Raw genomic sequence first — 20,163 nt, 5'->3', positions numbered from 1 at the left:
AGGCTGGTGCAGTGACTTTCCTTGAACCCCTTACCCTGACCGGCCGCCACGTAATCCTGCAGCCGCTCGCGGAGGAACACCACGACGGCCTGCTGGCCGCAGCCAGCGACGGCGAACTCTGGAAGCTCTGGTACACGTCGGTGCCCGCGCCGGACGCCATGGCGGCGGAGATCAGGCGCCGCCTCACCCTGCAGGAACAGGGATCCATGCTGCCTTTCACCACCCGGCTGATTGATCCGGGCACAGGTGGCCCGGGCCGCATCATCGGCATGACCACGTACATGAACATCGACGCCGCCACGCCCCGCGTTGAAATCGGCTCCACGTGGAATGCGGCCTCGGTGCAGGGGACAGGGACCAACCCCGACTCCAAGCTCCTGCTGCTCCGGCATGCCTTCGAGGCGCTGGGCTGCCCCGCCGTGGAGTTCCGCACGCACTGGCTGAACCATCAGTCGCGGGAAGCCATTGCCCGGTTGGGCGCCAAGCAGGACGGTGTGCTCCGCAGCCATTCACGGACCAGCGATGGAACCCTCCGGGACACGGTGGTGTTCTCCATCCTGGAGCACGAATGGCCGGCCGTCCGCGCCGGGCTGGAATACCGGCTGGCCCGCCGCGCCCAGGGTGCGGAGCGCACCCCGGGCGCTGACCGTGCTCAGGGAGCGGAGTAGACGCCCGAACTGCTCAGCGCAGTGAAGTAGGCCTGGTAGCCCGCGGCGTTGGGATGGAAGTTGTCCGGGCTTGCGGGGTTGGCAAGGTCCAGGTTGATCCAGGGATCTGCGGAGTTGACGCCGTGCCCGGCAAACGCGGCCCTGACATCGACGTATTGCGCCCCGGTGGCAGCGGCGGCCGCTGCGATGGAGGCGTCCAGGCCGTCCGCCAGAAGGGTGGCCTGGTTGATGAACAGGGACAGTGGATCCGCGGGGTTCGGGGCCACCGGATCGTAGAGGTACGGGTATCCCGTGACAACGATCCTGGCATTGGGGGCTGCGGCCTTGACACTCTGGATCATCGAGATGACGTCGCGGGTGAGCTGCCCGCTCCCGATCATTGCCGCCGCGGCGGACGTAGCCGCGTCGCAGGCAGGGGCTGCCGCGGGATCAGAAAGAGCAGCACCGCAGGAGGTAATGATCTGGCCGAAGCCCAGGTTGTTGCCTCCCGCCGTAATGGTCACCAGTTCCGTGCTCTTGTTCAGCTGGCGAAGCTGGGTGTTCACCACATCCCAGGTGGTCTTCCCACTGCACGCAGCATTGACCACCAGCTGCACGGTTTTGTCCACGTCTGCCAGCTCGGAATAGGCGTTGTCGCTGCGATAGCAGCTGTCCAGGTAGGGACCGGCCCCTTGTCCGGCGGCATAGGAATCCCCCAGGGCAATGTATTTCTCTTTGTCCACGGCCTGGGCCGGGGCCGCTGCCATGCCGGCGGTGATTGCCAGGGCTGCGAGGGCGGCTGCGAAAGCCGGACGGCGCCGCTGTACTGCTGGACTTGCCATGAATTTCCCCTTTGAACAGTTACCTCTTTGAACAATGACCTCATTGGACACCGCGGGCAGGTACCTAGGTGCCACAGTATTGCCACCCTGCGCGGCGGTCAGCAGGCCTTTGTGCCCTGGTGAAATGTCCGCTGCTGTGCAGTGCGCCGTTCAGGGGCGTGTGGTTAGCTGTGCGGATGAGCAAGAAGGGCACGTCCGTGGACTGGGATGGAGCTGTAAACGCATGGCGCATTTCGGGCGGCATTTACCGGATGGGACGCCGCGAGTGGCTCACCGCAGCGGGGTGGAAAGAGGCGTTCGACGACGGCGTCCGCACCGTCGTCGATCTCCGCAACGCAGTTGAGGCGCGGCGCCGGAGCAATGACCCCGAGGTGCCGGCCGCGGCCTGGGCGGGCATCGACGTGGTGCAGGCACCCACGGAGGAACCGGAGGATCCGCGGTTTACCGCCGTCACCGGTCCCTACCTGAACGACCCCGCGCACTACGCCGAGAATGCGCGCCTTTTCCCGGAAAAACTGGTGGGCGTCTTCCGGGCAATTGCCCTCGCCGCGCCCAAAGGGGATGTGGTGCTGCACTGCGCCGCCGGCCGTGACCGGAGCGGTTTGATCGCGGCCATGGTCCAGGACCTGGCTGGTGACTCGGACGAGGCTATTGCCGAGGGCTACCGGCGGGCGGCCCGCGGGATCAACGAGCGCTACCGCACCCATGGTCCGCCGCACGGCCGGGAGCGGTACCTGACCGGGCCGGAGCTTGAGCCCCTGCTGGAACGGCGCGGGCTCGCGGTGGTGTCATTTGTCCGTGACCTCGGAACCCGTGGCTATCTCCTGGCGCACGGGTTGCGGGAAGCGGAGCTGGATTCCGTTTCCGCCTTGGCATGCCGAAAGATACCCTTGTGACTTAAGTTACTGATGTGGCTGTTGATATTTGATGTCGGCGGCCGCGGTCGCAGGGCGCCCGCACGCAGGCGCGGATGAGTGGAACGGCGAACCCCCATGAAGAGAATCTCCGCCACAGGAGCCATAGCCGCCGTAGTGCTGTCGTCCGGGTTGGCTGCCGGCCCCGCAGTGGCCGTTCCGGCGCCGGCCACCACTGGCAGCCCCATGGCGGCGCCTGCGCCCCAGGGCCCCGGCGCCCCCGGCACGGCTACGGGCGACGAGGCGGTTTCCGGCGCCCCGACTGCTCCTGTCAACGCGGCTGGGCCCTCCGAGGCAGGCCTTGCTGAAGCGCTTCGCCGGGATCTTGGCATCAGCGTGGCCGAATTCAATGCTGCCGGTGAACTCGGCCGGCGGGCCGCCGGCGCCGCGCCCACCCTTCGGGCCTTGCCTGGCTTCGTTGGCATCAGCCTGAAAGGCGGCACCATCAGGGTGGAAGGCGACGGTCCGGAGCTTCAGGCCGCGGTGGATGAACTGAACCGCTCCGGCCCGGCCGCCTTTGTACTGGTTCCCCCGACGGTCACCCTCCCGGCCACGCCGGCTGTCCCCACCGCCTCCCCGGCGGCCCAGGACACGCCTCCGCCGGCGAACGGGCTGGTCGCAGCCGACCTCGACCAGCTGTACAAGGCCTATGTCCGCGACGTTGGCACCCAGGGCCTCCAGGCGGTTGCCTACACCGACGGTCATTTCGTCATCCGGACCGGGTCCGTCAACATCGCAGAGTCCGGGACCCCGGGCAACCAGCCGGACCCGGTTCCTTCCGCCGGCCAGCCGTCCGGAACCGGCAAAATGACGCCGGCACAGTTCGTCGCGCGGTACGCCAACGTGAAACTGGAGAAGGGTGCTTCCCTCAAGACCGAGGGGGACCTCCTCGGCGGCCAGGGATACTACGTGGACAGCACCGCCATCTGTTCAGCCGGTTTCAGCGCGTTCAGTCCGGCCGGGCTGCCGCTCGTCCTGACCGCCGGACACTGTGCCAGGGATGGATTGGCGCGGCAGGCGTCAGTGGAACCTCCCGGGTGGGCGCCCGCGAGCGGGCCCGGCGCCCTGACGCCTCAGCCGTTGCCTCCGCTGTCACCCCTGGGCAGCTTCGGGTTCAGCCAGTTCGGCGGCCCCGGAAACTCGGCAGCGGCAGACGGATCCGTGGCAGGGACCGACATCGCCGTCATCCAGGACATCGCGCCTTCCGTGAACCCCGAGCCCTCCACCACTACCTGGGGCAACTCCAGGACGCCCGATCCTGTCAGGATCGTGGGAACCACAGCGCCCTTCCAGGGCCAGGACGTCTGCAGGTCCGGACGGACGTCCGGCTGGAAGTGCGGCACGGTCGATGCGGTGGGCATCTGGATGATGCCGGGCCAAAAGAGTGTTCCGCCCAACTACGACAACGACCTCCGGCCGGTCCGTGCCTTCGATTCATCGACGGTCACGTCGGCGGGCGGCGACTCCGGCGGCCCGTGGATCAGCGGCAACTTTGCCGTTGGTACCCACACCGGTGCCGAAAGCCAGAACGGCGTCCAGACGCGGGCCATTGCAGCCACCCTGGAGGATGCCCTTGCCGTGCTGCCCGGCTACCAGCTGGAAGTATTCCTCAACAAGCCTGCCGTCACGGCCCCCGCACCCGGGAAGGCCTACCAGCCGGGCCAGGTGATCAGCGGCCAGGTTCCCGCTGCTCCGGCATCTGCGGTCGCCGCCGGATCCACGGTCCGGGTCACGTTCCAAGGAAAGGATCCGTTTGAGGTGCCCGTGCATAATGACGGGACATGGAGTTTCACGGCTCCGCAGGGTACGGACCCGCTGCGCTTCACGGCAGAAACCGTGAACGGGTACAGCCGGTCGGGCACCAACAGCTTTGAGTTTGCGTCCGCTGCAGCGGCACCGCCCGCCCCGCCGGCAAGTCCGGCACCGACTGAGCCACCGGCAAGCCCCGCACCAGGCAACACTGCCCCGGCCACTCCTGCCCCGGCCACTCCCGCCCCGATCACCCCGGCCGCGACCGACCCGGCCCCAGCAGACCCGTCGCCTGCCCCGCCGTCGGCGAGCCCCGTCGTCGTACTTCCGCCGGCAACCAGCCCCGCTCCCAGCGCTCCTGCGGGCCTTGCCAACACGGGCGGAAACGGTGATCGCGCCGGCGGCGGCCTGGCCTACACGGGATCAGCCGGGCTCATCCCCGCAGCGGCTGCTGCCGCGGGCGTCCTCACCGTCGGGATCCTGCTGACGGTACTTGTGCGCCGGCGGAACCGGCGGCCTTCGCGGTAGCCGCTACGGGCCGGCCTACAAGGACCGGCCCGTAGCGATGCCGAGGGAATGGCGCTTCGCGCCTCCCGGTTGCGGTAGCCTCAGTGGCGCCCGACGCACCTCTCTTTGCCGTCAACCACCTGGACAGCCACGTCCAGCGTGCCGTCCGCCAGGCTTCCCCAGGCGTAGACGATGGTGTTCTTCCCAGCTTCGACGGTGATGTCAGCAGGGCCGATCACGGGGTCGGTGGTCCCTGCCGCTGCCACCGAGGCTGAAACCGTGCCGGCCTTCAGCTTCAGGGTTGCCTCATCCGGGTTGCTGAGGCCTTCAATTACGGCGGTTCCGCCGGCCAGTACGTCCACCGCGGGCGCTGCGGCGACGTGCCGGACCGTCAGCTTGCCCTTCGTGTCATTGCCGGGGGCCTTGGTGTCGTTGGTGAAGAGGGTCGCCGTGGGGGCTCCGCCGGCGTCAAGGTGCGCCACTGCCGTGTAATTGCGGCCCTCGTCGAGCTGCACATCCACCGGGCCGATCACCGGATTGTCGGCGCTGGTGGCGTCCGAAGCGGTGATGGCGATCTGGTAATCGCCGGCGGCCAGTTCCAGCGGTCCGGCCAGGGTGCCGGGCGTGAAGTCATCAAGGGTGAGCTCGCCGTTCACCCAGACATCCACAGTCAGGCCGGGTACCCCGTGCAGGACGGACAGCTGGGCGGGGTCGTCATCGTGGTGCCAGTTGCCGGCCTGGGCGGGAGCGGCGAAGGCCAGTGAAGCAGCTAGGGAAAGTGCTCCGGCGGCGTAGGTTATTTTGCGCATGTCGAACTCCTTGGGGGATGCCCGGTATCCGGGCTGGTGATGCTGACACGCTTATTACCTCTGGAACGCCGCCCATGGATGCACAACCGGGGATTTTTTTCAGTTTTTTCGCTTCATCAGCAGGTTGGTGATGCGCAGCGTGCACAGCCGCTGGCCGGCCTCGTTGGTGATGAGCACCTCGTGCGTGGTCAGCGTCCCGCCCAGGTGGATGGGCGTGGCGGTAATGGTCACCTGGCCCTCGCGTGCGGAACGGTGGTGCGTGGCGGAAACGTCAACGCCCACCGCCGTCTTGCCCATGGTGCTCGCGTGGATGACGGCCGCCCAGGACCCCACCGCCTCGCCCACGGCCAGCGAGGCGCCGCCGTGCAGCAGCCCAAACGACTGCCGGTTGCCCTCCACGGGCATGGTGGCCACCACGCGCTCCACCGACTCCTCCAGGATTTTTACGCCCATCTTCTCGTCCAGCTCCCCGAGGGTGATTTTCCAGAGCTCATGCTGGTTATCGGAAGCATCCTGGGGCGACGGGGCGTTCATGCGTTCTCCTTTGGGTGGCCAATTCGGTCCTGGCCTTCTAGTGTGCAGCACGGCACTTCATGTATGGTGAATATATTACCGAACGGACGGTCAGTAATGGCCGCCCTGTTTGCCTGCCCCCTTGTTGGAAGGACCGTCAACGATGACCACCACAGCCACAGCTCCCCAGGCCACGGTCGACACCGTGGAGACAGTGCCCAGCTTCGTCATGGACGCATGGTGGACGCCCGACGCCGGCTCCTCGGCTTCCGCGGTCCCCGTCCGGGATGCGAGCACGGGGGAGGTCCTGGCCAAGGTGAGCACGGAAGGCCTGGACCTCGCCGCCGTCGTGGAGTACGGCCGCACCACCGGCCAGACTGAACTCGGCAAGCTGACCTTCCACCAGCGCGCCCTCAAGCTCAAGGAGCTGGCGCAGTACCTCAACGCCCGCCGTGAGCACTTCTACAACTTCTCATTCCAGACCGGCGCCACCAAGATCGACTCCATGGTGGACATCGACGGCGGCATCGGCGTCCTCTTCACCTTCGGCTCCAAGGGCCGGCGCGAGCTGCCCAACTCCCAGGTGGTGGTGGACGGCCCCATGGAGGTGCTGTCCAAGGACGGTTGCTTCGCCGGCGAACACATTTACACCCGCATCCCCGGCGTCGCGGTTCAGATCAACGCCTTCAACTTTCCGGTCTGGGGCATGCTGGAGAAGTTTGCCCCCGCCTTCCTGGCAGGCGTCCCCACCATCGTCAAGCCGGCCACCCCCACTGGCTATGTTGCCGCCGCCGTGGTCAAGGCCATCGTTGAGTCCAACATCCTGCCCAAGGGTTCGCTGCAGCTCATCTCCGGTTCCGTCCGCGGGCTCCTGGATGTACTGGATTACCGCGACCTGGTGGCGTTCACCGGGTCCGCCTCCACGGCCAAGTCCCTCAAGTCCCACCCGAACGTGGTGGAGGGCGGCGTCCGGTTCACGTCCGAGACCGACTCCCTGAACGCCGCCATCCTGGGCCCCGACGCCGTGGAGGGGACCCCGGAATTCGACGCCTTCGTCAAGTCCGTGGTCACCGAGATGACCGTCAAGGCAGGCCAGAAATGCACCGCCATCCGGCGCGCCATCGTGCCGCAGGAACTGGTACCCGCCGTGTCCGCGGCCATCGGCAAGCGCATCGCCGAGCGCGTGGTCCTGGGCGACCCCCGCGGAGAAGGCGTCACCATGGGCGCCCTCGCGTCCGTGGAACAGCTGGAGGACGTCCGCGCCGCCGTGCAGTCAATGCTCGACGCCGGCGGTGAGCTGGCGTACGGAACGCTCGATTCGCCGTCGGTCACCTCCGCTGACGGAACCACCGGGGTAGTGGACGGTGGGGCCTTCATGGCTCCCGTGGTCCTGAACTGGGACAACCCCGAAGCTGAAGCCATCCACTCGCTTGAGGCATTCGGGCCGGTGTCCTCCGTCATCGGCTACAAGGACCTGGCGGACGCCGTACGCCTCGCCGCCCGCGGTGGCGGCTCACTGGTGGCCTCGGTGTGCACCAACGATCCCGAGGCGGCCCGCGAGCTGGTCACCGGCATCGCGGCCCACCACGGCCGCGTCCTGATGCTGAACCGCGAGGACGCCCGGTCCTCCACCGGCCACGGCTCACCCGTTCCCCACCTGGTCCATGGCGGCCCCGGACGCGCGGGCGGCGGCGAGGAACTGGGCGGCATCCGGTCCGTGCTGCACCACATGCAGCGGACCGCCATCCAGGGCTCCCCGAACATGCTCACCGCGGTCACCGGTGTGTGGCACACCGGGGCCGACCGCAACTTCACCGTGGAGACCGAGGGCGCGCATCCGTTCCGGAAGCACCTGTCCACCCTGCGGATCGGCGACGCCGTCCGTTCCGACCTGCGGCAGGTCACCCTGGAGGACATCAGCGCGTTCGCCAACTCCACCGGCGACACGTTCTACGCCCACACCAACCAGGAAGCAGCGGAAGCCAACCCGTTCTTCCCGGGCATCGTGGCGCACGGCTACCTGCTGCTGAGCTGGGCCGCCGGACTCTTCGTGGAGCCTGCGCCGGGCCCGGTCCTGGCCAACTACGGCCTGGAGAACGCACGCTTCCTCACCCCGGTTGCCGCCGGCGACTCCATCCGGGTGACCCTCACCGCCAAGAAGATCACCCCGCGCGAAACCGACGAATACGGCGAGGTGGCCTGGGACGCCGTCCTCACCAACCAGAACGACGAGATCGTGGCCACCTACGACGTCCTCACCCTCGTCGAAAAGTAACCCGACGCCCCATCACTTACCGCCGGTTTTTCCCAAACGCCCCATCACTTCTTTGAGGAAAGTGATGGGGCATTTGGGTTTGGTGGGCGGGAAGTGATGGGGCATTTGGGTTTGGTGGGCGGGAAGTGATGGGGCGTTTGGGTTTGGTGGGCGGGAAGTGATGGGGCGTTTGAGGGCGGTTCTTTTTGGGCCTGCCGGGCGTAAGATTCTGCCCGTAGGAGGTGGCCCAATGACCCTGAGAATGAACACAGCCACAACCATCCTGCCGGTTGATGACCCAGCCCGCGCCCGCAGTTTCTACACGGAAAAGCTGGGACTCCCGCACCGTGGAAAAACGGAGGACGGAAGCGAATTGCTGGGCGCCGACGGCGGTCCACTGCTGCAGCTGATGCCGGTCTCGGACGGCAGGCACTCGGACCACACCGCGCTGAGCTTTGAGGTCGCGGATATCGAGGCAACCGTCCGCGACATGGAGGCACGGGGCGTCATCTTCCAGGACTACGACCTGCCTACCCTCAAGACGGAGAACCACATTTGCACCACCAACTCGGAAAAGTGCGCGTGGTTCATGGACACCGAACACAACATCCTGTGCGTCCACCAAAACCTGGGCGGCAAGCTCGAGTACGAGGTCTAGGCACGGCAGCTGCATACCTCAACGAAAGCAGCAGGGGCACCCCGGACGGGGTGCCCCTGCTGCTTCAGTGTTCGTGCCGGCGTCAGCTTTCTGCGCCGCCGTGCAGGCCGTCGTCGCTGCTGTCATCCTCGCGTCCGGTGCCGCGGCCTTCTTCGCTGCGGTCCGAGAGGTCCATGTTGCCGCGGGCCTCGTCCATGGTGGGGCCGCCTGCCGGAACGCTGTAGGTGTCGGGGCGGATGCCGTGCGACTGTTCCTCGATCAGGGCCTGCTCCTCGCTGAAGCGGATCGCGTTGGCCTCGTCGCCGGCGTCGCCGGGAATGTCCTCACGGAGCTTGGACGGGTCTGGGACGATGTATCCTGCGTCCGGTTCTTCCTTGGGGTGGCTCATGTTTCTTCCTTCCTATCGGGTGGTTGTAGTGGCAGGCCGGTCGGTGAGGTCAACCTTGATATCCAGGTTTTGGTCGCCCCGCTTGACCTTGAAGCCTACGGTGTCGCCGGGGTTACGCTTGCGCAGTTCCGCCAGGAGCTTTTCGGGCGTGGTGAGCTCAACGCCCTCCATGGACTGCAGGACGTCCCCGGGGCGGATTCCTGCCTTGCCTGCCGGGCCGTCCGTGTCCGCGGCGAGGACCACCACTCCGGATCCTCCCTGGATGCCCAGCTGGGCGGCGATCTGGGCCGTCAGTTCGCCCGGGGTGAGGCCCAGGTAGGCGTGCTTGGCGGTGCCGTTGGCCAGCAGTTCCTCCGCCACGTCTACTGCGGTGGCGGCCGGGATGGCGAAGCCAAGGGAGACCGCCCCGGCTGACGGCGGGATGTACGCCTCGCTGATGCCGATCACCTCGCCGCGCATGTTGATCACGGCACCGCCGGAGTTGCCGGGGCTGATGGGTGCGTCCGTCTGGATGAGGTCCACCAGGGAGAGGCTGTTGGATGCGGAGCCTGGAATGGAACGGTGCAGCCCGGAAATGATGCCTGCGGTGGCCGTGTTCTCGAATCCGAGCGGGGAACCCAGGACCAGTGCGCCTTCGCCTACCTTGGGCAGGGTGCTTTGGTACGTGGGTTTCGGCAGGCCGGTGCGCTTGGCCTGCACCAGGGCCAGATCCGTCACGGCGTCGCTTGCTTTGACTGTCCCTTCCACGCGCTGCCCGTCGGCAAATCCGACCTCCACGGTGGTTGCGCCCCGGACCACGTGCTCGTTGGTGAGGATCAGTCCGTCGGCGGAGTAGACCACGCCGCTGCCCAGGCCGCCCTGGGTGAAGATGGTGACCACTGATGGGGAGAGGTTTTCCACGAGCTGGGGCAGGTTGCCGGCTGCGGTTCCGGAGTCCGGGCCTGCGCCGGCGGTTGGCGCTGCCGAAGCGGAAGTCCCGGAGGCCGGGGCCGACGGCGATGGCTGGCCTGGGGAGGAGGTGCCAGGGGTTGGGGGAGCAGGCGAGCCGGTGCAGCCGCTAAGTGCCAGGGCTGCGGTCAGGAGTCCGCCCGCGAGTACTGTCCGGGGCCGGCATGAACGCCGTGGATCATTGGCCTGGCTCATTCAGGACCTCCCTGCGGACGATGGCTTTCTACCACCGTAGCCGGGGAGCCCGCCAAATACCAAGCACGCTTATTAGTTGCCCGCGGACACGTGGATGCGCGCCCTACACGTCCGCATGGAGGCCGTCGAACGCCATGGTGATGACGTCGTCCGCAAGCCGCTGCGGGGAGAGGGAGCCGCCCGGTTTGTACCACTCCACGATCGAGTTGATCATGCCGAACAGGAGACGGGTGACGGTCCGGGGATCGATGTCCTGGCGGAGCGAGCCCTCATCGCGCGCGGCGGAAATCAGTACGGCCACTTTGTGGTCGAAGGTCCGGCGGCGTTCCAGGGCGTCCCGTTCAATTTCCGTGTTGCCCCGCAGTCGCAGCAGCAGGGTGACGAATGGCAGGCGGTCCACCAGCACGGCCACCGTCTGCCGGAGCACGAATTCCAGCCGGGTGTCGGCAGCCCCTGAAGTGGCCTCCGGCTGCTCGAGGATGGCCTCAAGGCCGCCCAGGGCGTGGTCAAGGGCAAGCTTGAGGAGGTCGCCCTTGGACGGCACGTGGTGGTAGATGGCGGACTTGGAGATGCCCAGGTTGTCCGCCAGGATCCCCATCGAGGTGGCGTCGTAGCCATGGCGGTTGAAGACGTCGACGGCGATGCGCAGCACGGACTGCTGGTCGTAGCCGGGGCGGCCGCGCTTTGCTGTTCCGTTGGCTGAGCCGGGGCTGGAAGTATCGGTGGTGCTGGGCATAGTGGCTAGTTTCTCACGAACGGTCGGTCGGTCCGGGAGCCGGCGCCGGCCGGGCCGCAGCCCGGCCGGCATCGGCTGTGCCCGGCGGCATCTTCCGTTATGCCTTCGGCCGCATGTCGTAGATGCGGCGCAGTTTGCCGTTGGACCGCTCCAGCGAGCCCGGCTCCACCACGTTCACGGTGCACGAAGAACCCACGTGGATCTTGATCTGCTCCTTCAAGGTGCGTGCCGCCGTCGTGCTCTGCTCAACGGTGACCGCGTCGCGCCGTTCGATCCGGACCGTCAGCTGGTCCATCCGCTGCCCTTCCGGGCGGGTCAGTTCGAGTTGGAAGTGCGGGCTCAGCTCGGGGATGCGGAGGGCGATTTCCTCGATCTGGGACGGGAACAGGTTCACGCCGCGCAGGATGATCATGTCGTCGCTGCGGCCGGTGATGCGGCCCATCCGGCGGTGAGCCGGGCGGGCGCTGCCGGGCAGCAGGCGGGTGAGGTCCTTGGTGCGGTAGCGGATGATGGGCAGCGCTTCCTTAGTGAGCGAGGTGAAGACCAGTTCGCCGTGCTCGCCGTCGCGCAGGACGTTCTCCTTGCCCGCCACCGGGTTGAAGGCGTCGATGATTTCGGGGCGGAAGTGGTCCTCCCAGATGTGGCTGCCGTCCTGGGTTTCCACGGACTCGCCGGCGACACCCGGGCCCATGACCTCGGACAGGCCGTAGATGTCGCACGCCTTGATGTTCATCATGACCTCGAGCTCGTGCCGCATCTCCTGGGTCCACGGCTCGGCGCCGAGCACGGCGAACTTCAGGGAGGTGGAGGCGGGGTCGATGCCCATGTGCGCCATGGCGTCGGCGATGGTGAGCAGGTAGGTGGGTGTGGCCAGGATGGCGTCCGGCTTGAAGTCCTGGATCAGCTGGATCTGGCGTTCGGTCTGGCCGCCAGACATGGGGATCACGGTGCAGCCCAGGGCTTCCGCGCCGGCGTGGGCGCCCAGGCCGCCGGTGAACAGGCCATAGCCGTAGGCGTTGTGGACCTTCATGCCGGGGCGGATGCCGGAGGCGCGGAAGCTGCGGGCCACCAGCTTGGCCCAGTCGGCCAGGTCCTGCTTGGTGTAGCCGACGACGGTGGGCCGGCCGGTGGTGCCGGAGCTGGCGTGGATCCGGGCCACTTCATTCTGCGGCACCGCGAACATGCCGAACGGGTATTCCTCCCGCAGGTCGTCCTTGGTGGTGAAGGGGAAGTTGCCCAGGTCCTCGAGTTCACGCAGGTCGTTGGGGTGGATGCCGGCCTCGTCGAACTTGCGCTTGTACAGCGGGACCCGCTCATAGGCGTAGGCCACGGTGTGTTGCAGCCGGCTGAGCTGGAGGGCTTCGAGCTCGTCGCGGGAGATGGTTTCCTCGCGGTCCAGTCCAGGGTCGATGCCGGCTGCGGTGTCCTGGGTGGAAACGGCAGCGGCGGGGGTCTCGGGGGCATGCAGGGTCATGATTTTCCTACTTCTTGGGGATGGTGCGGCTGCGTCCGCGGAACTCGGCGATGAGCTCGCCCGGGGTGCTGGAACTGGGCTGGCCTTCGGCGGCCGGCGCAGCGGCGTCGGCGGCGAAGATCTGGATGTCGTACAGGCCGCTGCGGCCGGCGCTGGAGCGGCGGTCGGCCACTGCGGTGAGCACCTGGCCCCGGAAGGCGGGCTTGAGGAAGTTGATGTCGACGCCGGAAGCGACGGTGATGGTGCCTTCCTCGCCGGGTGCAGGGTGGATGGGGTTGCACGCCAGGGCGAAGGCGGTGTCGCCGAAGGCGAAGATCATTCCGCCGTGGGCCATGCCGAAGCCGTTGAGCATTTCCTGCCGGAGCGTCATCCGGATGGTGGCGTGGCCGTCGCTGAGGGCGAGGACCTCAATCCCCATCCATTCGGAGGCGTAGTCGTTTTCCAGGATGGGGTGGGTGGCCCCGGAAAGTGTAGTTTCAGCCATGCGTCATTGCCTCCAGCTTTATTTACCGAATGTTCATTAGGTAATCCCATGAGGGGGTCCGATGTCAAGAGCGCAAACCACGAACGAGCGTACGTCTTGACCCTGGAGGCGTCAGCGGACATACTGATTCCAGGCCTCGGCTGCAGCTACGTAACCGGCGGCAACTCAAAAAATCCAGGAGGAGATTGCCATGACTGAAGTGGCCTTTGACATCAACCGCAACGTAGACCTGTTCCGGGTAAGCCGCGCTGATGAACTTGCGGCAGCGCCTGGCCAAACTCACAACGCGCGCCGCATTTCGGGGGTCAGCAAGGAAAACAGCGGCGTGGAGAATCTCTGGTTCGGCAAGGTCTATACGGGCCCCGGCGAGGTCTCCGGCCCCCACCACCATGGCGAGGCCAATACCGGCGGCTATGTGCTCAAGGGGCGCGGCTTCATCAGGTACGGCGAAGGCTACGGCCAGATTGTCTACCTGGAGGAAGGTGACTTCGTCTTTGTACCGCCGTACATGCCGCATATCGAAGGAAATGCCAGCAGGACGGAGGAACTGGTCTGGATGACCACCCGAACCCCGGACAATATCGTGGTCAACCTGGAAGATCAGGACATCGTGGACCTGCAGATCGACTACCGGTCCTAGTTTCGCAGCTAAGGGGCGGGGCGCCGGCCTTCGGGCAGGGCCCCGCCCCTTTCGTTTTTTCGTTGAGGGCGGGGCGCGGCCTCAGAATGACCGGGGGAGGCCCAGGTGCTTCTCACCGATGTAGTTTCGGGTCATCTCATCAGTCAGCGGCGCAAATGTGTACAGCCGGGCGTCGCGGAAGTAGCGCTGCATGGGCAGGCCGCGGAAGAAGCCCCAGCCAGCCATGGTGCGCATGCCGATGTCCGTCGTGGTGGTGGCGGCATCGGAAGCCGCCAGCTTGGCCATGGCGGACCAGGTCTCGTTGGTGCCCTGGCCGGCGTCGGACGCTTCTGCGGCCTGGCGCAGCAGGAGCCGCGCGGATTCAATCTTCACGCTGGCGTCCACGAGGCTGTGCTGCAGGCCCTGGAAGGACCCCACCGCACGCCCGAATGCGTGCCGCTGCCGGGCCCAGCCCACGGCGGTTTCCATTGCGCCGCGGGCAATCCCCAGTGCCACCGCGGCCCCGTTGAGCCGTTCGCCGTTGAGTGTGCCCAGGACCTGCCGGAATCCCCGGTCCCGTTCGCCGAGGACGTTGGCTTCCGGGACCCGAACGTCGTCGAGGTAGACATCGCACTGGGCCAGGCCGCGGATGCCCATGGTGTCGATCACCTCGGTGCGGATGCCCGGCGTGGAGCGCGGGACCAGGAACATGGTGATGCCGTCGATGGCGGCGCGGCTGATTTCGCTGGTCCGGGCCAGGAGGATGAGGTAATCGGCATCCATGGCGCCGCCGATCCACTTCTTCTGCCCGCTGACCGACCAACTGCCGTCTGCCAGCTGCGTTGCGCGGGTCTTCATGGCCCGGGCAACGTCCGTGCCGCCGTCGGGCTCGCTCAGAGCGAAGGACATTTTAGCCTCACCGCGGTGCAGTGGGGCCAGGAACTCCTCCTGCTGGGCCTCGTTGCCGTAGCTGTGCAGGAGCTGGACGCCCATGTACTGGACCACCATGCTCACGCCGACGGAGGTGGGGCCGGCGCCGAGTTCCTCGAGCACTACGGCCTGGGCCTGGTGCTTGGGCCCGTGGCCGTGGAGTTCGCCGTCGAGTTTGATGAGGCCGGCCGCGCCGATTTCGCGGTACAGCTCGACGTCGTACTCTTCGGCTTCGTCGAATTTGTTGAGCCGTTCGGGGGTGACGTGCCCGGCGAGCAGGGCGCGGACGCGTTTCCGCAACGCTGCGAATTCCTCGGCCTCGGTGATGTCGGCCGGCGGCGCGGGTTTGAAGTCGTCTTGAATGCTCATGGCTTATTTCCTCTTGATGATGAAGCTGCTGCTGAAGGTCATGACGGTGGAATCGTCCTGCTTCAGGACCGAGTAGTTGATTTTCCAAATGCCCTGCGCAGGCTTCTTGGTTTCGCGCGCCATGTCCACTGTGGCGATGACCCGGATGGTGTCTCCGATGAACACCGGTGCGACTGCGCGGACCTCGTCCAGCCCCAGCCAGGCCACCACGTTGCTGAAATAGCCGGTCTGGGTCATGAGCCCCAGGCCCAGCGAGAGGGTGAGTGGGCCGTGGGCGATGCGCTGGCCAAACGGCGTCGTTGCCGCGTAGGTCTCGTCCAGGTGCAGGGAGACGAGGTCGCCGGTGAGCCCGGCCCACTGGACCAGGTGTGCGTCCGTGATGGTCATTCCGGCGGTGTGGATGACGTCACTGGCAACCAGGTCTTCCCAGAAGTGGTCGGGGCGGCCCTTGGGAACCGGCCGCGTGGTGCTGGCCGGGCGGGAATGAATGCCGTGCATGTCTGTCTCCTGTTCGATCAACTGCGGACGGATTGCCTCGGAGGAATCGTAAGTCCGTCTGCCTTAAGACTAGACTAGCGAACGCTTGTTCGTATACTAATTAAGGACACAATCCTTACTTCTGGAGGCTCAACATGAGTGAAGCTACGATCGTCGCCCCGGCGCCGGTGCCGGACATTGACGTCCCTGCACCCACAGTGCACGAACAACTGACCGAGAAGCTCGCCGCGGCCCGCCTCGGTGGTTCCGAGAAGAACCGCAAGAAGATCGTCGAGTCCGGCAAGCTCCTGGTCCGGCAGCGCCTGGCCATCCTCTTCGACGACGAGAACTACATCGAGGACGGCCTGCTGGCCCGCTACGAGGAAGGCCTCCCCGGCGACGCCGTTGTCATTGCCTATGGCCGCGTGGACGGCCGCGAAGTGTGCGTCATCGCCAACGACTTCTCGGTCAAGGCCGGAACCTGGGGCAACCGTACCTTCGAGAAGATCACCCAGGCCCAGAAGAACTCGGACGCCGCAGGCATCCCTATCGTCTACCTCTTCGACTCCGCGGGCGCCCGCATCGACGAACAGTTCGAGAGCTTCGCCGGACGCCACGCCTGGGGAAATATCTTCTACAACCAGGTCCAGAGCTCCGGCCGCGTACCCCAGGTCTGTGCGTTGTTTGGGCCGTCGCCGGCAGGTTCGGCCTATGTTCCCGCCCTTTGTGACATGACCATCATGGTCCGGGGCCACGCCACGGCATACCTCGGCTCGCCCCGCCTGGCCGAGATGGTCACCGGCGAGAAGGTCACGCTGGAGGAAATGGGCGGCGCCGAGATGCACTGCACCGTCTCCGGCCTCGGCGATGTCCTGGTGGAGGACGATGAAGAGGCCCTGAATGCTATCCGGGTCTGGCTGTCCTTCCTCCCGGCCAACTGGGAAACCCCCGCCCCGCTGGCACCCGCTCTGGAACCCCGCCCAGGCCGGTCGCTGCAGGACATTGTGCCGCTCCGCGAGGCCGAGGTCTTCGACATGGAGGAGTTCGTCGAATCCCTCGTGGACGAAGGCTCCTGGTTCCCTTACAAGGAACTGTTCGCCCCGGAGATGCTCACCGGGTTCGCCCGGATCAACGGCCGACCCGTTGGCCTGGTGGGCAACCAGCCCAAGCACATGGGCGGATCCATCTTCCCGGACTCTTCGGACAAGGCAGCCCGCTTCATCTGGATCTGCAACGCGTACAACATCCCCATCATTTTCCTCGTGGACATTGCCGGCTACATGATTGGCTCCGCCGTGGAACGCCAGGGCATCATCCGCCACGGCGCCAAGATGATTTTCGCAGTGTCCGAGTGCCGGGTGCCGCGCATCACCGTCCTGGTCCGCAAGGCCTACGGCGGCGGCTACCTCGCCATGTCCGGTGCGCCTATGAACCCGGACGCCGTCATTGCCCTGCCCACCGCGCGCCCCGCACTGATGGGGCCGGATGCTGCCGTCAACGGGATCTATTACAACCAGATCCACGAAATCGAGGACCCGGCCGAGCGCAAGGCATTCATCCTGGAGAAGCAGGCCGAGTATGCGGAAGGCATTGACGTCTTCAAGATCGCCAACGCCAACGCGGTGGAAGCTGTGGTCCCGGCCAACGAGCTGCGGTCCGACCTGACCAGGCGCCTGGCTCTGTATTCCAAGCGCAAGATGGTTCCCGTGGAGCGGCGCCAGGCCGTCACCCCGGCCTAGGCGGACCGCATGATCAAGGTGGTGGCAGTCATCAAAGCCAAGCCGGAACTGGGCCGGGAGGAATTCCTGCACTTCTGGAATGTGGAGCACCCGGACTATGTCCGCCGCCTCCCGGGCATCCGGCGGTACCGGCAGAACCCTGCCATCGAGCACCGGAAGGCCTGGCCCTTCAGCGGCATGGCCGAACTCTGGTTCGACTCGGTGGCGGACGTCAAAGCCGCGTACGGCGGACCGGAAGGCAAGGACCTGTTTGACCACGAGCACCACTTCCTGGCCGGCGTGGAGTGGTTCCTCGCCGAGGAAATCGACGTGCCGCTGACAGCGGGTGCCTGAGCATGCCCAAGCGGATCACCTACCTCGAAGCCCGCGGTGACAGGAGCCGCGAGGCGTTCCGTTCCCACTGGTCAACAACGCACGCGGACATCGCCCGCGGGCTTCCCGGGGTGACCGCCTACCGGCAGAACCACGTCTTGGAACCGGCCCTTCCCGGGCAGGCCGGCGGTCGCTACCGCGTGGACGGAATCGTGGAACTCTGGTTTGCGGCCGACGACGTTGTGGGGGCTGGTTTCCGCTCCGACGTCGCGGACAGGCTGGCCGTGGACGAACAGCACTTCCTCAGCGGGCTGACCGGTGGACCGGTCGCCGCGGATGCGGCGCAAGCGCCATGGCCGTGGAAGCTGTGGGTACTGGCGCGCTGGCACGCGGGGGCAGAACCTGCCCCCGCGGCAGTGGAACGCTGGGCGCGGCACCTGTCCGGAACAAACGACGACGCCCTCGGCTGGGGCATGAACGTCCTGGTTCCCGGGGCGGAACTGTTGGTCCGCGAAGCGCTCCGCCACGAGGAGCACATTCCCGAGGTGGCTGTCTCGTTCGGCTTCGCCGACCCGGCAGCCGCCCGTATGGCTGCCGAGGCGTTGGGCGGCCATCTGTCGGACGCAGCCTGGGACGACCCTCAGGCTGACATACACAACATCCTGACCCGCATCCACGTGTGCGTGGCCGAGGAAATCGTCATCATCTAGCGGGTTAGACATCCAGCGGGCCACTGATTGGCTGCCCGTCACCATGTTGGTGGCGGGCAGCCGGGACTGTCCCTGCCTAGTCGGCCAGCACCAGCCCGGGAACCCCTGCGTGTGCTCCGGAAGTGACGAGGTAGCGGATGTGGGCTGCTGTTTCACTGAGCGCGAGCCGGAACTGCAGCTGCCCGAGCGATTCCCACCCCCGGGACCACGTCAGCCGGCGGGCTACCTCATGGACCGTCGGCGCCCCCTTTCCCAGGACGTGCAGCACTTCGCGTGAGCGTTCCGCGATATGCTCCTCGAGCACCCTGGCCCGGTGCCCCACGCCGCGGAAGCGGTACTCGTGGGCCGGGCAGACCTCATAGTGGTCGTTGCCGGCGATCCGCCGCAGGGATGCGATGTTCTGCCGGAGCGGATCGGTGTCGCCGCGGATCTCCAATGACACGTTGGGGGAGATCCGGGGCAGGATGTGGTCACCCGAGAGAACCAGCTCCCCGTTGTCATCCCACAGACAGATGTGGCCCGGCGTGTGGCCCGGAGTTTCCATGATGCGCCAGGTCCGGCCCGCCACGGACAGGCTGTCCCCGTCGCCGAGCCGCCGGTCGGGGTCGGCCAGTTGGCGCATATGCAGGAGCCCCTCAGGGGTCATGGCTGCTTCAGCCACGCGGCCGTGGGGGACGCCCCAGCCCAGCATGCGTGACTGGTCCAGGGCTGATTCCTCGTGGGCGTCCTCAAAGGCGGAGATGTGCCGGCGTTCCTGCCTGCCCAGCGCCACCCACGCCCCGGATCCGCGGGCCAGCCGGGCGGCCATGCCCAGGTGGTCGGTGTGGAAGTGTGTTGCCACTATGCCGGTGATTTCCCCTGGGCCAACCCCGAGGTCCGCGAGGGCCGAGAGCAGCTGGCGGTGGCCTTCCTCGCTGTCGAAGCCGGGATCCACCACTACGCACTCATTCCCGTCCACCAGCACGTAGCTCAGGGTGTAGCGCATGGGGTTGTCGGGGAAGACCACCGGAACGCTGTTGACGCCCGGCGCCACCAGCTCTATCGGAGGCATAACGCGGCGCTGCCAGGCTTCCTTCTGGGCCGTGCCGGTGATGGTGATGGCGGGCGCGTCAGTCTGCATGGTTGTTGAACAGCGAGAAGAGCCGCGTGGCGCCGCCGTCGATCAGGAGGTCGGCACCGTTGATGTTCCGGGCCTCGTCGGTAAGCAGGAAGGCGATCATGGCTCCGATTTCAGCCGGTTCGATGATGGTCTGGGTTGGGACACGCCGCCGGACCTGGTCGCGGACCTCCTGGATGACCATGGGAGTGTCCACCACGCCGGGGCAGATGGAGTTGATGGTGATCCCGGTGCCCCAGAAGTCTTCGAGGAGGGAGCGGGTGAGGTTGGCCAGGCCCGCCTTCGATGCCGCGTAGCTCGGGTAGGGGTAGCCGGTGACCGCTGCGATGGAGGCGATGTTGATGATCCGGCCCCACCCGGCCTCGATCATGCCGGGGGAGAATGCTTTGATGAGGTTGAAGGGGCCAACCAGGTTGACATCCAGGGCCCGCCGGAAGGACTCGGCGGTGCTGTCGGCCAGGTACCTGCGGTCCAGGATGCCGGCAGCGTTGACCAGTGCGTGCACCGGTCCCACGGCAGAGCTCACCTCGGCGTGCAGGGTACCGACGGCGGCCTCATCGGCAACATCGCCGGCGAACGCGTGGGCGGTGCCGCCGGCGTCGCGGATTGTTTGGGCGGCAGCTTCGGTGGCTTCCGCGTTCAGGTCGACGCAGACGATGGTGTGCCCGGCCGCGGCGAGCCGGGCGTTGATGCCGCGGCACATGCCGCCGCCCGCGCCGGTCACCAGGATGTTTAGGGGTGTGGTGCTCATGATGCTGGTTTCCTTTGGAAG

At 66.7% G+C, this 20,163-nt stretch carries 21 protein-coding genes; 9 read left to right on the top strand and 12 right to left on the bottom strand.

Translation table 11 applies throughout. The features are described from left to right. The first annotated feature begins 11 nt into the window (after positions 1-11). A complete protein-coding gene (locus PUN51_RS03520) occupies positions 12-668 on the top strand; it encodes a GNAT family N-acetyltransferase (RefSeq protein WP_224026964.1) in 657 nt (218 codons plus the stop codon). Here PUN51_RS03520 and PUN51_RS03515 read toward each other — a convergent pair. Further along, on the bottom strand, positions 653-1,489 hold the full coding sequence (locus PUN51_RS03515) for an SGNH/GDSL hydrolase family protein (RefSeq protein ID WP_224026963.1): 837 nt from the start codon (positions 1,487-1,489) through the stop codon (positions 653-655). The genes PUN51_RS03520 and PUN51_RS03515 overlap by 16 nt on opposite strands. Before the next feature lie 176 nt (positions 1,490-1,665). Between PUN51_RS03515 and PUN51_RS03510 the strand changes: the two genes are divergently transcribed. Together PUN51_RS03510 and PUN51_RS03505 are read left to right on the top strand one after the other, a co-directional pair. Further along, complete coding sequence (locus PUN51_RS03510) at positions 1,666-2,385, top strand: tyrosine-protein phosphatase (RefSeq protein WP_159630880.1); 720 nt, start codon at positions 1,666-1,668, stop codon at positions 2,383-2,385. A gap of 96 nt (positions 2,386-2,481) precedes the next feature. Next, positions 2,482-4,680 (top strand): S1 family peptidase, encoded by a 2,199-nt coding sequence (locus PUN51_RS03505; protein ID WP_224026962.1) that lies wholly within the window; start codon positions 2,482-2,484, stop codon positions 4,678-4,680. Positions 4,681-4,760: 80 nt separating this feature from the next. On the opposite strand, the gene PUN51_RS03500 is transcribed toward PUN51_RS03505, so the two are convergent. Both PUN51_RS03500 and PUN51_RS03495 read right to left on the bottom strand, forming a co-directional pair. Further along, positions 4,761-5,468 (bottom strand): DUF4397 domain-containing protein, encoded by a 708-nt coding sequence (locus PUN51_RS03500; RefSeq protein WP_224026961.1) that lies wholly within the window; start codon positions 5,466-5,468, stop codon positions 4,761-4,763. 99 nt (positions 5,469-5,567) lie between these two features. Next, positions 5,568-6,002 (bottom strand): PaaI family thioesterase, encoded by a 435-nt coding sequence (locus PUN51_RS03495; protein ID WP_159630886.1) that lies wholly within the window; start codon positions 6,000-6,002, stop codon positions 5,568-5,570. Between the two features lie 142 nt (positions 6,003-6,144). Between PUN51_RS03495 and paaZ the strand changes: the two genes are divergently transcribed. Beyond that, on the top strand, positions 6,145-8,256 hold the full coding sequence (gene paaZ, locus PUN51_RS03490; protein WP_275179924.1) for a phenylacetic acid degradation bifunctional protein PaaZ: 2,112 nt from the start codon (positions 6,145-6,147) through the stop codon (positions 8,254-8,256). Between the two features lie 241 nt (positions 8,257-8,497). Continuing rightward, positions 8,498-8,893, top strand: a complete 396-nt coding sequence (locus PUN51_RS03485) for a VOC family protein (RefSeq protein ID WP_224026959.1) — start codon at positions 8,498-8,500, stop codon at positions 8,891-8,893. Between the two features lie 82 nt (positions 8,894-8,975). On the opposite strand, the gene PUN51_RS03480 is transcribed toward PUN51_RS03485, so the two are convergent. From PUN51_RS03480 to PUN51_RS03460, 5 genes are all read right to left on the bottom strand, one after another. Continuing rightward, positions 8,976-9,281 carry a hypothetical protein gene (locus PUN51_RS03480; RefSeq protein WP_159630892.1) on the bottom strand — a complete coding sequence of 102 codons (306 nt, stop codon included), beginning with the start codon at positions 9,279-9,281 and terminating at the stop codon, positions 8,976-8,978. A 12-nt stretch (positions 9,282-9,293) separates the two neighbouring features. Beyond that, positions 9,294-10,424: a S1C family serine protease gene (locus PUN51_RS03475; RefSeq protein WP_224026958.1), complete on the bottom strand. Its 1,131-nt coding sequence runs from the start codon at positions 10,422-10,424 to the stop codon at positions 9,294-9,296. Positions 10,425-10,527: 103 nt separating this feature from the next. Further along, positions 10,528-11,160: a TetR/AcrR family transcriptional regulator gene (locus PUN51_RS03470; protein ID WP_224026957.1), complete on the bottom strand. Its 633-nt coding sequence runs from the start codon at positions 11,158-11,160 to the stop codon at positions 10,528-10,530. 97 nt (positions 11,161-11,257) lie between these two features. After that, positions 11,258-12,634, bottom strand: coding sequence for a phenylacetate--CoA ligase PaaK (gene paaK, locus PUN51_RS03465; RefSeq protein WP_201302390.1), 1,377 nt, complete (start codon positions 12,632-12,634; stop codon positions 11,258-11,260). Between the two features lie 7 nt (positions 12,635-12,641). Beyond that, positions 12,642-13,118 (bottom strand): hotdog fold thioesterase, encoded by a 477-nt coding sequence (locus PUN51_RS03460; RefSeq protein ID WP_159630898.1) that lies wholly within the window; start codon positions 13,116-13,118, stop codon positions 12,642-12,644. A 190-nt stretch (positions 13,119-13,308) separates the two neighbouring features. On the opposite strand from PUN51_RS03460, the gene PUN51_RS03455 reads away from it, so the two are divergent. Next, complete coding sequence (locus PUN51_RS03455; RefSeq protein ID WP_275179923.1) at positions 13,309-13,758, top strand: cupin domain-containing protein; 450 nt, start codon at positions 13,309-13,311, stop codon at positions 13,756-13,758. An 81-nt stretch (positions 13,759-13,839) separates the two neighbouring features. Here PUN51_RS03455 and PUN51_RS03450 read toward each other — a convergent pair whose 3' ends face one another. After that, a complete protein-coding gene (locus PUN51_RS03450) occupies positions 13,840-15,036 on the bottom strand; it encodes an acyl-CoA dehydrogenase family protein (protein WP_275179922.1) in 1,197 nt (398 codons plus the stop codon). 3 nt (positions 15,037-15,039) lie between these two features. Next, entirely contained in the window at positions 15,040-15,534 is a 495-nt protein-coding gene (locus PUN51_RS03445) for a MaoC/PaaZ C-terminal domain-containing protein (protein WP_275179921.1), read from the bottom strand. A 134-nt stretch (positions 15,535-15,668) separates the two neighbouring features. On the opposite strand from PUN51_RS03445, the gene PUN51_RS03440 reads away from it, so the two are divergent. From PUN51_RS03440 to PUN51_RS03430, 3 genes are read left to right on the top strand one after another with little or no spacing between them, the layout of a single operon-like run. Further along, entirely contained in the window at positions 15,669-17,252 is a 1,584-nt protein-coding gene (locus PUN51_RS03440; protein WP_275179920.1) for an acyl-CoA carboxylase subunit beta, read from the top strand. Between the two features lie 9 nt (positions 17,253-17,261). Beyond that, positions 17,262-17,585, top strand: a complete 324-nt coding sequence (locus PUN51_RS03435) for an EthD family reductase (protein ID WP_275179919.1) — start codon at positions 17,262-17,264, stop codon at positions 17,583-17,585. Positions 17,586-17,587: 2 nt separating this feature from the next. Then, positions 17,588-18,274, top strand: coding sequence for an EthD family reductase (locus PUN51_RS03430; protein WP_275179918.1), 687 nt, complete (start codon positions 17,588-17,590; stop codon positions 18,272-18,274). A 76-nt stretch (positions 18,275-18,350) separates the two neighbouring features. Here the strand turns inward: PUN51_RS03430 and PUN51_RS03425 are convergent, their stop codons facing one another. Then, the gene (locus PUN51_RS03425; RefSeq protein WP_275179917.1) at positions 18,351-19,394 is read right to left on the bottom strand and encodes an MBL fold metallo-hydrolase; all 1,044 of its coding nucleotides are present in this window, start codon (positions 19,392-19,394) and stop codon (positions 18,351-18,353) included. Beyond that, entirely contained in the window at positions 19,384-20,142 is a 759-nt protein-coding gene (locus PUN51_RS03420) for an SDR family NAD(P)-dependent oxidoreductase (RefSeq protein WP_275179916.1), read from the bottom strand. The genes PUN51_RS03425 and PUN51_RS03420 overlap by 11 nt, the downstream gene beginning before the upstream one ends. Between the last annotated feature and the right edge of the window lie 21 nt (positions 20,143-20,163).

This window comes from Arthrobacter sp. NQ4 (genome assembly GCF_029077345.1).
Taxonomy (GTDB): domain Bacteria; phylum Actinomycetota; class Actinomycetes; order Actinomycetales; family Micrococcaceae; genus Arthrobacter.
Note: the sequence above shows the minus strand (reverse complement) of the source record. Positions and strands in the feature narration are given on the sequence as shown.